This is a genomic window from Kitasatospora sp. NPDC015121, assembly GCF_055562955.1.
Genome location: NZ_JBVHEH010000009.1, coordinates 222,714 through 236,960 on the forward strand (window position 1 = coordinate 222,714; position 14,247 = coordinate 236,960).

General features: G+C 73.8%; 14 protein-coding genes. 6 read left to right on the plus strand and 8 right to left on the minus strand.

Annotated features, from left to right (window positions below; all coding sequences use genetic code 11):
- Window positions 1-253 precede the first annotated feature (253 nt).
- Window positions 254-505 carry a hypothetical protein gene (locus ACZ3J7_RS15685; protein WP_465620922.1) on the minus strand — a complete coding sequence of 84 codons (252 nt, stop codon included), beginning with the start codon at window positions 503-505 and terminating at the stop codon, window positions 254-256.
- A 491-nt stretch (window positions 506-996) separates the two neighbouring features.
- A complete protein-coding gene (locus ACZ3J7_RS15690) occupies window positions 997-1,485 on the minus strand; it encodes a GNAT family N-acetyltransferase (protein ID WP_465620924.1) in 489 nt (162 codons plus the stop codon).
- 183 nt (window positions 1,486-1,668) lie between these two features.
- Between ACZ3J7_RS15690 and ACZ3J7_RS15695 the strand changes: the two genes are divergently transcribed.
- On the plus strand, window positions 1,669-2,154 hold the full coding sequence (locus ACZ3J7_RS15695) for a cation:proton antiporter regulatory subunit (protein ID WP_465620926.1): 486 nt from the start codon (window positions 1,669-1,671) through the stop codon (window positions 2,152-2,154).
- A gap of 4 nt (window positions 2,155-2,158) precedes the next feature.
- The gene (locus ACZ3J7_RS15700) at window positions 2,159-3,364 is read left to right on the plus strand and encodes a cation:proton antiporter (protein ID WP_465620927.1); all 1,206 of its coding nucleotides are present in this window, start codon (window positions 2,159-2,161) and stop codon (window positions 3,362-3,364) included.
- 98 nt (window positions 3,365-3,462) lie between these two features.
- On the opposite strand, the gene ACZ3J7_RS15705 is transcribed toward ACZ3J7_RS15700, so the two are convergent.
- The 4 genes from ACZ3J7_RS15705 to ACZ3J7_RS15720 form a co-directional block, all read right to left on the minus strand.
- Complete coding sequence (locus ACZ3J7_RS15705; protein ID WP_465620929.1) at window positions 3,463-3,729, minus strand: DUF4235 domain-containing protein; 267 nt, start codon at window positions 3,727-3,729, stop codon at window positions 3,463-3,465.
- Entirely contained in the window at window positions 3,726-4,247 is a 522-nt protein-coding gene (locus ACZ3J7_RS15710) for a hypothetical protein (protein WP_465620932.1), read from the minus strand. The genes ACZ3J7_RS15705 and ACZ3J7_RS15710 overlap by 4 nt, the downstream gene beginning before the upstream one ends.
- Before the next feature lie 158 nt (window positions 4,248-4,405).
- Entirely contained in the window at window positions 4,406-5,653 is a 1,248-nt protein-coding gene (locus ACZ3J7_RS15715) for a PP2C family protein-serine/threonine phosphatase (protein WP_465620934.1), read from the minus strand.
- The gene (locus ACZ3J7_RS15720; protein WP_465620937.1) at window positions 5,650-7,278 is read right to left on the minus strand and encodes a CHASE3 domain-containing protein; all 1,629 of its coding nucleotides are present in this window, start codon (window positions 7,276-7,278) and stop codon (window positions 5,650-5,652) included. The genes ACZ3J7_RS15715 and ACZ3J7_RS15720 overlap by 4 nt, the downstream gene beginning before the upstream one ends.
- Window positions 7,279-7,391: 113 nt before the next feature.
- Between ACZ3J7_RS15720 and ACZ3J7_RS15725 the strand changes: the two genes are divergently transcribed.
- Window positions 7,392-8,171 (plus strand): response regulator, encoded by a 780-nt coding sequence (locus tag ACZ3J7_RS15725; RefSeq protein ID WP_465620938.1) that lies wholly within the window; start codon window positions 7,392-7,394, stop codon window positions 8,169-8,171.
- Between the two features lie 97 nt (window positions 8,172-8,268).
- Here the strand turns inward: ACZ3J7_RS15725 and ACZ3J7_RS15730 are convergent, their stop codons facing one another.
- Window positions 8,269-8,634 (minus strand): hypothetical protein, encoded by a 366-nt coding sequence (locus ACZ3J7_RS15730; protein WP_465620940.1) that lies wholly within the window; start codon window positions 8,632-8,634, stop codon window positions 8,269-8,271.
- A gap of 588 nt (window positions 8,635-9,222) precedes the next feature.
- Here ACZ3J7_RS15730 and ACZ3J7_RS15735 point away from each other — a divergent pair.
- From ACZ3J7_RS15735 to ACZ3J7_RS15745, 3 genes are all read left to right on the plus strand, one after another.
- Complete coding sequence (locus ACZ3J7_RS15735) at window positions 9,223-10,056, plus strand: PP2C family protein-serine/threonine phosphatase (protein ID WP_465621107.1); 834 nt, start codon at window positions 9,223-9,225, stop codon at window positions 10,054-10,056.
- Window positions 10,057-10,153: 97 nt separating this feature from the next.
- On the plus strand, window positions 10,154-11,158 hold the full coding sequence (locus tag ACZ3J7_RS15740; RefSeq protein ID WP_465620942.1) for an MASE1 domain-containing protein: 1,005 nt from the start codon (window positions 10,154-10,156) through the stop codon (window positions 11,156-11,158).
- A 230-nt stretch (window positions 11,159-11,388) separates the two neighbouring features.
- A complete protein-coding gene (locus ACZ3J7_RS15745; protein ID WP_465620944.1) occupies window positions 11,389-13,449 on the plus strand; it encodes a family 43 glycosylhydrolase in 2,061 nt (686 codons plus the stop codon).
- A gap of 46 nt (window positions 13,450-13,495) precedes the next feature.
- Here ACZ3J7_RS15745 and ACZ3J7_RS15750 read toward each other — a convergent pair whose 3' ends face one another.
- Window positions 13,496-14,200, minus strand: coding sequence for a flavodoxin family protein (locus ACZ3J7_RS15750; protein ID WP_465620946.1), 705 nt, complete (start codon window positions 14,198-14,200; stop codon window positions 13,496-13,498).
- Window positions 14,201-14,247 lie beyond the last annotated feature (47 nt).

Here is a 14,247-nt window from a genome sequence, read left to right on the forward strand (position 1 = left end):
CGCACCGGGCGTCAAGTCTTCTGTGGGGACGACTTGAAACCTCGGCTTTACCTGGGGGAAACGCCGCCGCATCAGGTTAGTTCATGGCGAGAGAAAAGTAGAGACCCTGACGGCAAACATCTCGCTCTCGTCGGATCATCGCGGGAGAGCGCTCTCCCAATGGAGGGTCAGCGCGGGCATCCACCCGGGCCCGGGAGAGGAGGGGGCGGCGGGACGAAAGGGGTCACCGAAGGAAGGGCGGCGCCCCGCCGCTTCAGAGCGGCAGCCAGACCAGCCGGAGCACGTCGATGGTGCGCTCGTCGGGGTCGACGAACAGCTCGGCGGTGACGGTGGGGGCCAGGACGACGCTGCGCAGGTCGCCCCACTCGTCGACGGGCGCGCCGGCGCGGCCGTCGAGGAGGATCAGCGCGGCGTTGACGAGCGCGAACAGGTCGGCGTCGGCCTCGGAGATCTCGACCATGGCGAGGGCCGGTTGCTCCTGCAGCCAGATCCGCCACCCGCCCACGCCGCCGCTCCCCCGCTCTTCGCCCTCGGTCGAGGTCCGCCTCGACGCCCGCCGGCTCGCGCTCCGAGGCTAGCGCAGCACACGACGACGCCGCGCCGTTTGCGGACGTCCCGCCCGCGCCCGGCGTCCACGACAACGCTGCTGCTACTACTGCTGCTCGGCGGCGCCGAGTTGCCGCCGGAAGCACCGGACCGGGCGAACGCCGCCCTCACGGCCGTCGGAGCACCCGGGGACTCCGCCCAGGATGCGGCCGGCCGTCCCCTTCGGCCTGGACGGCCGGCAGCCGGGCGCCGTGGTGGCGCCGACTCCCCTCCCGGCGGCGGTCACCGGCACGCCGCGCCGGACTCGAAGGAGTCGGCGGCGCCGTGGGTCCCCGACCTCGCCCGGACCCCGGAACGACGCCCCCACCGGCGCCCCGGGCAGGAGGCCCCTGCCGGCGCGCCCACCCGCCCCGCCGCCGTCCGGGGCCGAGGCCGGGGCCGGGACATCCCTCAGCGGTCCCGGACTCGGTCCCGCGTCAGCTCCAACTCCCCCACCAGGTCGGTCCCGCTGGTCTCGCCCGTCCGGCGGAAGCCCAGTCCCAGGTAGAAGCCCTCGGGGCCGTCCGCGCCCGGGTGCCAGGTGACGGTCATCCGGCCGCCGCCCCGGCGGCGGATCTCGGCGGCCACCGCCTCCACCGCGAACCGGCCGTACCCGCGCCCCTGTTCGCCGGCCGCGATGTTGAGCCGCCACAGCCCGGAGCGGATGTCGGTGCCGCCGTCGCCCCTGAAGTCGATGTCGAAGAACGCCATCAGGAACCCCACCACCCGCTCCCCGTCGACGATCAGCCGCGGCCACGCCACCCCGGGGTAGACGTACGCCTCCGCGAGCGAGTTCACCACCGGCGACACCAGGTGCTCCTGCTCCGGCCGGACCCTGATCCCGATCGCGGCGTCGAGGTTGGCGGGGGTGATCGGCTCAAGCCGCGGTTCGTTCGTCATCCGCCCACCGTAACCACCCTCCGCCACCCCGCTCCCCCGCCCCCGGCCGGCCCCTCCGAGGGCAGGACGTGGGAAATGTCACGCTTTTGACGATCCCTTTACCTTCGATTGACCTTCCGGCCCGGGGCCCCGCTCTGAAAAGGTGGTACGAGCCAACCACGCCCCGCGCCCGGAGGGATCCCCGTGCCCGTCTCACGTCTCCAATCGACCCCGCTGCCCGGCATCGGCGTGCGGTACGACCTGACCACCCGGGAACGGCAGCACGTCTCGGTGGTCGCCCACCGGGACGGCACCCGCACCCTGAACACCTACCGCCGCGAGGACCCGGACGCCTGCGCGCACTCGCTGCACCTGACGGAGGGTGAGTCGGCGGCGCTGGTGGACGCGCTGACGCCGTCGCACCACAGTCCGAACGTGCTGCACACCTCCGGCCTGGGGCTGGTCGCCGAGCGGGTCGAGCTGTCCGGTTCCTCGTTCTGGAACGGCCGGGCCCTGGGCGAGACCCGAATGCGGACCGACACGGGCGTGTCGATCGTCGCGGTGCTGCGCCGGACCGGTGCCGTGCCCTCCCCTGCGCCGGACTTCCGGCTGGCGGGCGGGGACACCCTGATCCTGATCGGCACCCGCGAAGGCGTGGACGCCGCCGCCGTGATCCTCGGAAGGGAGTGAACGCTTGCACACCGCCACGGTCTTCATCGAACTCGGTGCGATCATCCTCGCCCTCGGGCTGCTCGGACGCATCGGTTCCCGCTACGGCCTCTCCCCCATCCCGCTGTACCTGCTCGGCGGCCTCGCCTTCGGCCGGGGCGGGCTGCTGCCGCTGAGCGCCAGCGGGGAGTTCGTCGCCACCGGCGCCGAGATCGGCGTGGTCCTGCTGCTGCTGATGCTCGGCCTGGAGTACACGGCCGCCGACCTGGTCACCAATCTGAAGAGCCAGTACCCGGCCGGGATCGTCGACTTCGTCCTCAACGCGCTGCCCGGCGCGACGATGGCCCTGCTGCTGGGCTGGGGGCCGGTCGCCGCCGTCGTGCTGGCCGGCGTCACCTGGATCTCCTCGTCCGGCGTGATCGCGAAGGTGCTGGGCGACCTGGGGCGGCTGGGCAACCGGGAGACGCCGGTGATCCTGAGCATCCTGGTGCTGGAGGACCTGGCGATGGCGGTCTACCTGCCGATCCTGACCGCCCTGCTGGCCGGGGCCGGCCTGCTGGTCGGCAGCGTCACCCTCGCCATCGCGCTGGCGACCGCGGGCCTGGTCCTCTTCGTCGCGCTCCGGTACGGGCGGCTGATCTCGCGGTTCGTCTCGCACGACGACCCGGAGAAGCTGCTGCTGGTGGTGCTCGGCCTGACCCTGCTGGTCGCGGGCGTCGCGCAGCAGTTGCAGGTCTCGGCGGCGGTCGGCGCGTTCCTGGTCGGCATCGCGCTGTCCGGCGAGGCCGCGGAGGGCGCGCACACCCTGCTCAGCCCGCTGCGCGACCTGTTCGCCGCCGTGTTCTTCGTCTTCTTCGGCCTGAACACCAACCCGGCCAGCATCCCGCCGGTCCTGCTGCCCGCCCTGGCACTGGCCGTCACCACCGCCGTCACCAAGGTCGCCACCGGCTACTGGGCCGCCCGCCGGGCCGGCATCGCCGCCAAGGGCCGCTGGCGGGCGGGCGGCGCGCTGGTCGCCCGGGGCGAGTTCTCCATCGTGATCGCCGGCCTCGCCGTCGCCGCCGGCATCGAGCCCTCGCTGGGCCCGCTCGCCACCGCGTACGTCCTGCTGCTGGTCGTCATCGGCCCGCTCGCCGCCCGCTGGACCGAGCCGATCGCCGCCCGCCTCACCCGCTCCGCCACCGCGCCCGAACCGCAGCCGCTCCCCGAGGAGCCCGGCGTCCGGGTCTGATCCCCCACCGCCCGTCCGCGGGCCCCGTGCAACACTCCGCCCCCGGCCTGACGGCCGGGGGCGGAGTGGAGCGTCGGTGCGCGGGGTCCGGCGCGGGGTCAGTCCGGCCACGTCCCCGTCAGGCGCCGCACGGCGGTGGCCCCGCCACGGTCGACGGTCGCTTTGACCAGTCCGAAGACCGCGCCCTGGAGGGAGGCGGCGAACAGCACCTCCCGCCACGTGCGGTCCTCGTCGGTGGCGTCCGGTGCGTCGTCGGTGTGGCCGATCGCCTTCCACACCTGCCGGAAGGCGACGCCCGCGAGCATGCCGCCCGCGACGCCGAGCGTCAGCCCGACCGGCTTGTAGAGGACCGCGACCGCCTTCACTTGCGCCTCCGGCCGCGCAGCAGGAGGAGGACCGCCGTCAGCACCGCGGCCCCGGCCAGCAGCGGGGTGCGGTTGGCCCGGACCAGCGCGGCGGCGCTCGCCGCCTTCTCGCCGAGCTCGTCCGGCGTCTTCTCGGCCGCCAACTGCCCGGCCCGGGCCGCGGACTCGCGGACCTGCGCCGCGGCCTGGACCGCCTTGTCGAGCACCGGGTCCGGGGTCTTCTCCCTGACCAGCTCGGCGGCCCGTCCGGCCTTCTCGCGGAGCCGGTCGGCCAGCTGCGCGGCCGTTCCGGCGGCCTGCTCCTCCGCCCGCGCCGCGTGCTCCCCGGCCTGCTCCTCCACCTCGGCCCCGGCCGGCTCCTCCGCCTCGGCCCCGGTCGTCGACGCCTCGGCCTCCGCCGTCGACCCCTCGGCCGCCGCCTTCTCGGCCGGGCGGCCGAGGTCCTCACGGTCGTGCTCGGCCTGCTCGCGGAGCTGGTCGGTCCGCGCGGGTTCGTCGCTCTGGAACGGGTGGCTCATCGCTGTGCCCTCTCGTTGATCCCGGCCCTGTCGGCCTTGACGCTGTGGGTGCTCCGCCCGGGCAGGGGCGGGTGGCGGCCTCGGCGGCCCGCTCCCTGCCGTGCCCGGCGGGTTTGGGGTCTCCCCCGTCCGCACCCGCCTACCCCTGAACCCGCGGGTCATCCACCCGTCGTGCCGGCGGCGCGTCCGGGGTCGGCGGTCCGCTGCCCGCGCCCCCAGTCGAGGCGCAGGACGGCGAGGTCGTCGGTGTGGCGGCCGGCGTTGAGGGCCTGGGCCCGCTCGATGATCCGGTCGATCCGGGCGGCGGATCCGGCCGGGTCCGCGGTGTCGGGGGCGCCGATCAGGGAGAGCAGCCCGTCGGTGCCGAGCCGTCGGCCGGTGTCGCCGTCGTACCCCTCGACGAGGCCGTCGGTGTAGAGGGTCAGGGAGCCGCGCTCGGGGAGCGGGAGGACCGTGCGGGGCCAGTCGCACAGGCCCGGCATGATGCCCAGCGCGACGCCGTGGGCGGCGCTCACCGGCCGGGTCCCCCGGTCGGTGGTCAGCAGGGGTTCGTGGTGGCCGGCGAGGTGGAGCGTGGCGGTGCGGTTCTCCTGGTCGAGGGTGAGCAGGGTGCAGGTGGCGAAGAGCGAGGCGTGGCCGCGTTCGGCGACCAGGACGCGTTCCATCAGGTTCAGCAGGTCCTCGCCCCGGTGGCCGCCGAGGACGAGCGAGCGCCAGGCGATCCGCAGTAGGACGCCGAGGGCGGCGGCGTCGGGGCCGTGGCCGCTGACGTCGCCGACGACGGCGTGCAGGAAGCCGTCGTCGCCCTCGACGACGTCGAGGAAGTCGCCGCCGAGCAGCGCCATCGGGGCGCCGGGTATGTAGCGGCTGGTCACCGTGACCGTCGAGGTGCCGAGCATGGGGGGCGGGAGCAGGCCGCGCTCCAGGCGGGCGTTCTCCTCGGCGCGCAGGCGGCTGGCCTGGGCCTCGATGGCGGCGCGCTCGGTCCGGCTGCGGTAGACGGCGTAGCGCAGGGTGCGGCGCAGCAGTTCGGCCTCGACCTTGCCCTTGACCAGGTAGTCCTGGGCGCCGGCGGCCATCGCCTCGGCGCCGGCCCGGTTCTCGGCGAGGCCGGTGAGGACGATGACGGCGTTGTGCGGTGCGAGGTCGCGGACCGCGGTGACGGCGGCGGTGCCGGCCGCGTCGGGCAGGTGCAGGTCGAGCAGGATGCAGTCGATCCTCCGCTCGGCCAGGAGGGCCTTGGCCCCGGCGAGGGTGGGCTCGACGGTGAGTTCGAAGCCCAGCCCGGTGTCGTGCAGGAGCTCCTCGACCAGCAGGGCGTCCGCGTCGTCGTCCTCGATGAGCAGGATGCGGTAGGTGGGTTCCTCCGCCTGGGGCCCGGGGGTGACGGTGAGGGGGGCGGTCATCGCGGCTGTCGCTCCGGCTCGGCGGGGGCGGCCGCCTCGACGGCCGGGGCACCGGGGAACTCCGGGGGTTCGGGGGTCTCCGGGGGTTCGGGGGCGAGGGTGAAGGTGATGCGGGCGCCTTCGGTGCGGGTCGGGTCGACCTCGATGGTGCCGCCGTGGAACTCGACGATCTTCTTGCACATGGCGAGGCCGATGCCGCTGCCGGCGTAGACGTCCTTGGTGTGCAGGCGCTGGAAGATGACGAAGACCTTGACGGCGAACTCGGCGGGGATGCCGATGCCGTTGTCGGTGACGGCGAAGCGCCACAGTTCGCCGTCCCGCTCGGCGCCGACGTGGATGCGCGGGGGGGTCCCGGGGCGGCGGAACTTGACGGCGTTGCCGATCAGGTTCTGCCAGAGCATGCCCATCTGGGTGGGGTCGGCGACCAGGGTCGGCAGCGGGTCGTGGGTGATCTCCCCCTGCGCCTCCTCGATGCCGACGCTCAGCGTCTCCAGGGTGCGCGCCAGCACCTCCTCCAGGTCGACCTCCTGGTGGGTGTGGTGGACCCGGCCGACCCGGGAGAAGTCGAGCAGGTCGTTGATCATGACCTGCATCCGGTTGGCGCCGTCGACCGCGAAGTCGATGTACTGGTCGGCCTTGGCGTCGAGCCGGCCGCCGTAGCGGCGCCGGAGCAGCTGCGTGAAGCTGGAGACCTTGCGCAGCGGCTCCTGGAGGTCGTGCGAGGCCACGTAGGCGAACTGTTCCAGCTCGGTGTTGGAGCGCTGGAGCTCGGCGGCCTGGGCGTCCAGGCGCAGGCGGGCCTGTTCGGTGAACGCCAGCTCCCGGGTCAGCCGCTGGCGCATGAGGTCGATCTCGGCGCTGAGGCGGCGCAGGTCGGCGGGGCCGGTGGGGACGATGGGGTGCTCGAAGTCACCCTCGGCGATCCGGCGGGCGTCCGCGCTCAGCCGCTCCAGCGGCCGGTTGATGCCCCGGCGCAGCCCCTCGAAGGCCAGTGCGGTGAGCACGGCGATGACGGCCGCGATCGCGGCGAACACCCAGTTGCGCGTCCGGGTGGTGGCGAGGAGGTCGGCCCGGGCGGCGGCGCGGGCGGCCCGCAGGTGGTCCTGTTCGCGGGTCAGGGCGCCCCGGAGGCGGTCGAAGGCGTCCTTGCCCGCGGTGGCCGACGCCGCGGCCTGCGGGGAGGGCACTCCGGGGGGAGAGGCGGCGATCGGTTCGGCGATCTCCCGCTGCCACTCGGCGGCGGCGGCCTCGACGGCGGCGAGGTCCGCGAGCGCGTCGTCGTCGCCGTGCAGGAGCCGGGTCAGAGTGGCGACGTGGGTCTTCTCGTCGACCAGGCCCTGCTGGTAGGGGCGCAGGAACTCCGGGTTCCCGGTGAGGCCGTAGCCGCGGATCCCGGTCTCCTGGTTGAGCAGGACCGACTCCAGCCGGAACGCGGTGGACATCGCGGGCGAGCGGACGTCCACGAGTTGGGTGCTGATGGTCTGGGACCGGTCCAGCACCCAGTAGCCGAGGACGCCGAGCACGGCGAGGACCGCCAGGGAGAGCGCGGCGCCCGCCCTCAGCCAGCGCCGGGTCGTCCACGGGGACAGCGGGCGCGGGCGCGGGGCCCTCGGATCGTCCTGCATGGTCTGTACCTCTCCGGTGACGGCCGACCCGGAGAGGCGGCGCAGCGCCCACTGTAGGGATAGCGGGACAAGCGTTGTTGTCGGGGGTGGGGCGAGGGCCTATCGTTCCACTCATGCCCGGGAACGACTTCGCCATGCGGTCCGCAGCGCGGGAGACGTCCGCGATCATGGACGCCGCGCTGGCCCGTACGGCACGGCACCTCGCGGACCTGCTCCTGGAGGAGGCCGCCCCGTCCGGAACCGGGGGAGGCCGGATGGGGCGGGCCCTGGGCATGCTGCACATCGCGGACCAGTTGCAGCGGGCCGCGGAACGCCTCCGGGCGGGAGCGGCCAGGGAAGCGGCCCTGGCCGGAGCCGGCTACCCCCAGCTCGGCTCCGCCTGCGGGCTGACCCGCCAAGGGGCCCGGCACCGCTGGCCGGGCCTCTACGACCATTCCGACGAAGCACCTACGGAGACCCCGATCATGACCAGCCCCACCTACGCCTTCGACGTGCTGCTGGTGGAGGACGACGTGGCCGACGCCATGCTCATCGAGGAGGCCCTGGCCGAGCGCGGCCCCCGCAACCTCGTCCAGGTCACCGACGGTGTCGCCGCCCTGGAGCACCTGCGCGCCCCGGGCTCGCCCCGCCCCGACCTGATCGTCCTCGACCTCAACATGCCCCGGATGAACGGGCGCGACCTGCTGCGGGTGCTCAAGTCCGACGAGGACCTGCGGACGATCCCCGTCGTCGTCCTCACCACCTCCGCCGCGCCCGACGACGTCACCGGCGCGTACAGCAGCCACGCGAACGCCTACGTCACCAAGCCGGTGAACCTGGCGGAGTTCGAGCAGGCCGTCCAGAGCATCGACGCCTTCTACCTCGACACCGCGACCCGCCCGCCCCGCGCCTGAACCGCCGCCCGCCCCGGGGCGGGCGGCACGGAACCGCCCGGGCCCCGCGTCCTTCGACGCGGGGCCCGGGCGTTCTTCCGTGGCGGGGGCGGGCGGGTCAGGCGTCGGAGTAGCTGAGGTCGCCGACCGACCAGGCGCTGATGTCGGCGATGGCGATCCGGTACATGCCGCCGGTGTGCGGCAGCCCGAAGTCGCCCTGCAGGATCCGGGCCCGGTGCAGGTGCAGGTGGGTGGGCGGTTCGGGTTCGCCGCCGGGCGGGGGCGGGGTGAACAGGGCGGCGAACGGTTTGAGGTGGTCCGAGGCTTGGAGGACGTCCGCCACCCGTTCCCACCACAGGGCCACCGGGGCGAGCCGTCCGGTGATCACCGCACCCGGTACCACCACCGTCACGGACATCTGGTTGCTGTGCTCGGACTCGACCATCGCGGCGATGTCGACGAGCAGCCCGTCAGGGTTCGACATGCCCCCGAGCCTAGGCCACGCACCGCCCCCGCGGGGACCCCCCGCCCCGACCCGCCGCCCCGGGGGGCCCGGGCGACGGGCTCCTCCCGGTTCCCTCGGCGCCCCCCGACCCCCCTCGGACGACCTCGCCCGCTTCTGTCGCGAACTGGTGGACGACACAACGGTGCTGGCCGCGATGCCGTCGGACCAGGTGCCGCTGCGTGCCCCGTCGCACCCCGACGAGCTGGACGAGCCGATGCTGGACCCGGACGGTCCGTCCTCCTGGTGGGCCCTTTCGACGCCCACGGCTTCGACGCCCACGGCGTTCCGGCCTCCTGCCGGGAGGTGCCCGACGGGCTGATCTCCCGGGCCCGGGAGATGCGCGCACCCGTCCCCCAGGTCGTCCGCTGGCTCACCGCGCTCGGTCTCCGGGCCCCCGACCTGGGCGAACTCCTCCGCGGGGCGCTCGCCGAAGTCCCGCGCCCGGAGGCGTCGGCGGCCCGCCGGCGGCCGCGCGGGCGGGTCCGATCGGGTGAAGGGACAATGGATGCGGGCGGGGGCGGGACAGCCGCCCGCCGTCCGTCAGCCGAGGCCGTGCTGGAGCCGCCCGTGAGCCGTCGCCGTCCCCCGTCGCACCCCGCCGACGCGCACGAACTGCTGGGCAAGCTCGGCGAGCTCACCGCCCGGGCGCTGGAGCACGCCGAGCGGCAGCGGGCCCGGGTCGAACTCGCCATGGCGCTGCAGCGCGAGCTGCTCCCGGCCGCGCTGCCGAGCCTGCCCGGGCTGCGGACCGCCGCCCGGTACGCGCCCGCGCGCCACGGCCTGGACATCGGCGGCGACTGGTACGACGGCTTCCGGCTGCCGGACGGGACGCTCGGGCTGACCATCGGCGACGTGCAGGGCCACGACGTCGAGGCGGCCGTGTTCATGGGCCAGGTCCGGATCGGCCTGCGGGCGCTGGCCACCGCGGCGAGCGACCCCGGCGAGGTGCTGGCCCGGACCAACGAACTGCTGCTGTCCCTGCCCGACGGCCTCTTCGCCACCTGCTGCTTCCTGCGCTTCGACCCCGCCACCCGCGAACTGTCCGTCGCCCGGGCCGGCCACGTCCCGGCGATCTGGGCCACCGCCGACGGCCGGTCCGGGATCGAGGACACCGAGAACGCCGACGGGGCGGGGCTGCCGCTCGGCATCGAACCCGGCGAGGTGTACCCGGTGACGCGGCGGCGCCTGTCCGGAACGGAAGCGGTCGTCCTGGTCACCGACGGCGTGGTGGAGGGGCCCGCGTTCCCGCTCGACACCGGGCTGGAGCACGTCCTGCGGCGGGTGCGCACGGGGGTGGGCGCCGAGCCCGGGGAGCTGGCCGGCCGGGTGATGGAGGTCGCCGACCTCACCGGGCACCAGGACGACGCCGCCGTCCTGGTGCTCTGCCACGGCGGGCCGTGACGGCGCCCGGCGGCGGCGGGTGGCCGGAGCGGATCCGCGCGTCCCGGCCGGCCCTCCGGGCGTGTCACGGCCGGGGCGGGCGGCGGCGTGCGATGAGATGGCTGCTGTGCTGCGCAACGCGAAGGCCGGAGAGACCGCGGTGACCGGCTTGTCGATCCTCGGCGTCGCGCTCGTCTACTGGGCGGGGGGCCGGCTCGGCCTGCTGACGCAGGTCGTCGTGGGCGGCGTCCACGTCACCCCGCTGTGGCCGCCGACCGGCGTCGCCGTGGCCGGCCTGCTGCTGCTCGGCCTGCGCGTGTGGCCCGGGATCGCGCTCGGCGCCCTGCTGGTCATCGCGGGCTTCGGGGCGATCACCCCCGCCTCCTTCGCCATCGCGGCGGGCAACACGCTCGCCCCGGTGGTGGCCGTCGTGCTGCTGGCCCGGGTGGGCTTCCGGGTCGAGCTCGACCGGCTGCGGGACGGTGTGGCGCTGGTCTTCCTGGGGGCGCTCGCCTCCACGCTGATCAGTGCGACCGCCGCCTGCCTGCTGCTGGTGTCCGAGGGCGCGCTGGCCCCGCACCAGTTCTGGCCCGCCTGGACGGCGTGGTGGACGGGCGACGCGATGGGCGTGCTGGTGGTCACCCCGCTGCTGCTGGCGGTGCGCGCCGTCCGGATGCCCCGCGACGTACCGCCGCGCCGCTGGGCGGAGGCCCTCGGCCTGCTGGCGGCCACCGTCGTCACCGTGCTCACGGCGACCCGCAGCCCGCTCTCGCTGCTCTTCCTGGTCCTGCCGGTGGTGATGTGGGCGGCGCTGCGCTTCCGGTTGCCCGGCGCCGCGCCGTGCGTCCTGGTGGTGTCCGTCTTCGCCGTTCCCGCCGCCGTCGACCACGTCGGCCCGTTCGCCGACCACGGCCTGCTCGCCGTGATGGTCCAGTTGCAGGCCCTCAACGGCGTCACCGCCCTGACCGGACTGCTGCTCGCCGCCGTCACCACCGAACGCGAGAACACCCTCGTCACCATCGAGCAGGCGTGCACCGCCCTCGCCGAAGTGGTGAACCGCCTCGCCCCGGGCGAGGCCGAGGGCCCCTGGCCGCCCCCCGCCGACCGCCCACGCTCCGACTGACGGCGCTCCGACCGGCGGCACTCCGACCGACGGGCGACCGGCGGGTGGGCACCCCGCGAAGCCCTCGGACGGCGGGGTTCCCGCGCCGGATGCCTTGACGGTGCGTCAGGCGCAGGTGTTCACTTCAGCGGGCAGCCCCGGGCGGGGGCGCGGGCTCGTTTCCCCGGTGTGTGCGCCGTGCCCTCCGAGCAAGATTGTTAGCGCTAACAATTCATCCGATCGGAGACGGGATGAGAACCCGACGAAACGGCCCGCGCCGACGGGCGGCCTGGGTGGCGACCCTGGTGGGAACACTGCTCGCCGGTCTGCTGGCCGCGGTGGCGCCCCCGCCCGCGGCGGCGGCCTCGGTGGACACCGGCACCTGGTACGTGCTGGTCAACCGCGGCAGCGGCAAGGCGATGGACGACTACGACTTCGCCACCTCCGACGGCTCGTCGGTGGTGCAGTGGGCGCGGTCGAACGCCGACAACCAGCAGTGGCGCTTCCTCGACTCGGGCGGCGGCTACTTCCGGCTGCAGAACCGGCACTCGGGGAAGGTGCTGGACGTCCAGGGCCGGTCGACGGCCGACGGCGCGCCGGTCGTGCAGTGGACGGACCTGAACGGCACCAACCAGCAGTTCCGGCTCGCCGATTCGGCCGACGGGTACGTCCGGCTGCTCAACCGGAACAGCGGCAAGGCGGTCGAGGTCCAGAACGCCTCCACGGCGGACGGCGGAAAGGTGGTGCAGTACCAGGACTGGGGCGGCGCCAACCAGCAGTGGCAACTCGTCCCCGTCACCGGCGGCGGAACCGGGACGTTCACGAACCCGGTCCTCTGGGAGGACCTGGCGGACGGCGACGTCATCCGGGTGGGCGACGCCTACTACTACTCGGCCTCGACGATGCACTACTCCCCCGGAGCCCCCGTCCTGCGCTCCTACGACCTGGTGAACTGGGAGTTCGCCGGCCACTCGGTGCCGAGCCTCGACTTCGGTTCCGCCAAGTACGACCTCGGCGGGGGGCAGGCGTACGTCAAGGGGGTCTACGCGTCGGCCCTCAACTACCGCCCCAGCAACCGGAACTTCTACTGGATCGGCTGCGTCGAGTACAACCGGACCTACGTGTACACCGCGACGGCGGTCGACGGCACCTGGCAGAAGCGCTCACAGATCAACACCTGCTACTACGACGCGGGCCTGCTCGTCGACGACGACGACACCATGTACGTCGCGTACGGCAACACCACGATCAGCGTCGCGCAGCTGTCCGCCGACGGCCTGAGCCAGGTGAGGGCCCAGCCGGTGTTCACCTCTCCGTCGAACGTCGGAACCATCGAGGGCTCGCGCTTCTACAAGCGCAACGGCAGCTACTACATCTTCGTCACGCACCCGGCCAACGGCCAGTACGTCCTCAAGTCGAGCAGCCCCTTCGGGCCGTACGAGATGCACCAGGTCCTGCTCAACCTCCCCGGGCCGGTCGCCGGCGGCGGGGTGCCGCACCAGGGCGGACTGGTGCAGACCCAGAACGGCGACTGGTACTACATGGCCTTCGTCGACGCCTACCCGGGCGGACGGGTCCCGGTGCTGGCACCCGTGACGTGGACGGCGGACGGCTGGCCCGTCCTGCAGACCGTCAACGGCGCCTGGGGGGCGTCCTACCCGCGCCCGAACGTCCCCGCCTCCTCGCGCACCGTCAAGCCGCCCACCGGCAGCGACACCTTCACGACGGCCGTGCTCGGCCCCGAGTGGGAGTGGAACCACAATCCGGACAACACGAAGTGGTCCGCGGGCAACGGGCTGCGGCTGCAGACCGCGACCGTCACCGGAGACCTCTACGCGGCCCGCAACACGCTCACCCACCGCATCCTCGGGCCGTCGTCCACCGCCACCGTCCAGCTCGACGCCTCCGGGATGCGCGACGGCGACCGGGCCGGGCTGGCGATGCTGCGCGACTCGTCGGCCTGGATCGGGCTCAGACGGGACAACGGCGCGACCCGGCTGGTCATGACCAACGGCCTGGCCATGGACGGCAACTGGAACACCACGAGCACCGGGACCGAAGCGGCGAGCGCGGCCGTCACCGGCAGCCGGATCTGGCTGCGCGTCAACGCGGACATCAGACCCGGCACGGGCCGGCAGGCACTGTTCTCCTACAGCACCGACGGCGTGAACTTCACCCGGCTCGGCCCCGGCTTCACCATGGGCAACGCCTGGCAGTTCTACCCCGGTTACCGCTTCGCCGTCTTCGACTACGCGACGCAGGCGCTCGGCGGCTCGGTGACGGTCAACCGGTTCGACCTCACCACACCCTGACCGCGCGGTGCCACGGTACCGCGGTGCCGTGGCACCGCCGAGGGCCCTACCGGTGCTCGGGGTTCTCGAAGTCGAAGCGGCAGCCGGCGTCCCACTCGGAGCGCTGGTTGCCGTGCGCCGGGATGCCGCCCGCGTCCTTCAGCATCCGCGCCAGGTGCAGCTGGTTCCAGGTCATGAAGGTGACGTTGCGGTTGGTGAAGTCGTTCTCCGGACCCCCCGAGCCCTCGTCCAGGTAGGACGGGCCGGGCCCGGCCGGGCCCACCCAGCCCGCGTCGGCCTGCGGGGGGATGGTGAAGCCGAGGTGCTGCAGGCTGTAGAGCACGTTCATCGCGCAGTGCTTGGCACCGTCCTCGTTCCCGGTGATCAGGCAGCCGCCGACCCGGCCGTAGTAGGCGTACTGGCCGTGCTGGTTGAGGACGGACGAGCAGGCGTACAACCGCTCGATCACCTTCTTCATGACGGAGGAGTTGTCCCCCAGCCAGACCGGGCCGGCCAGGGTGAGGATGTCGGCGTTCATCAGCTGCGAGTAGAGGACGGGCCACTCGTCGGTGTCCCAGCCGTGCTCGGTCATGTCGGGCCAGACGCCGGTGGCGATGTCGTGGTCGACCGGGCGGACCTCCTCGACCTGGACGCCCTGGCGGCGCAGGATGCCGGCGCTGAGGTCGATCAGGCCCTGGGTGTGGCTGCGTTCGGGGCTGCGCTTGAGGGTGCAGTTGAGGAAGACCGCCCGCAGGTCGGTGTACTGGGTCATCGCCGTCCGTCCGTTCGCCTGGTGACTGTGCGTGTTCCGCCGGTCCA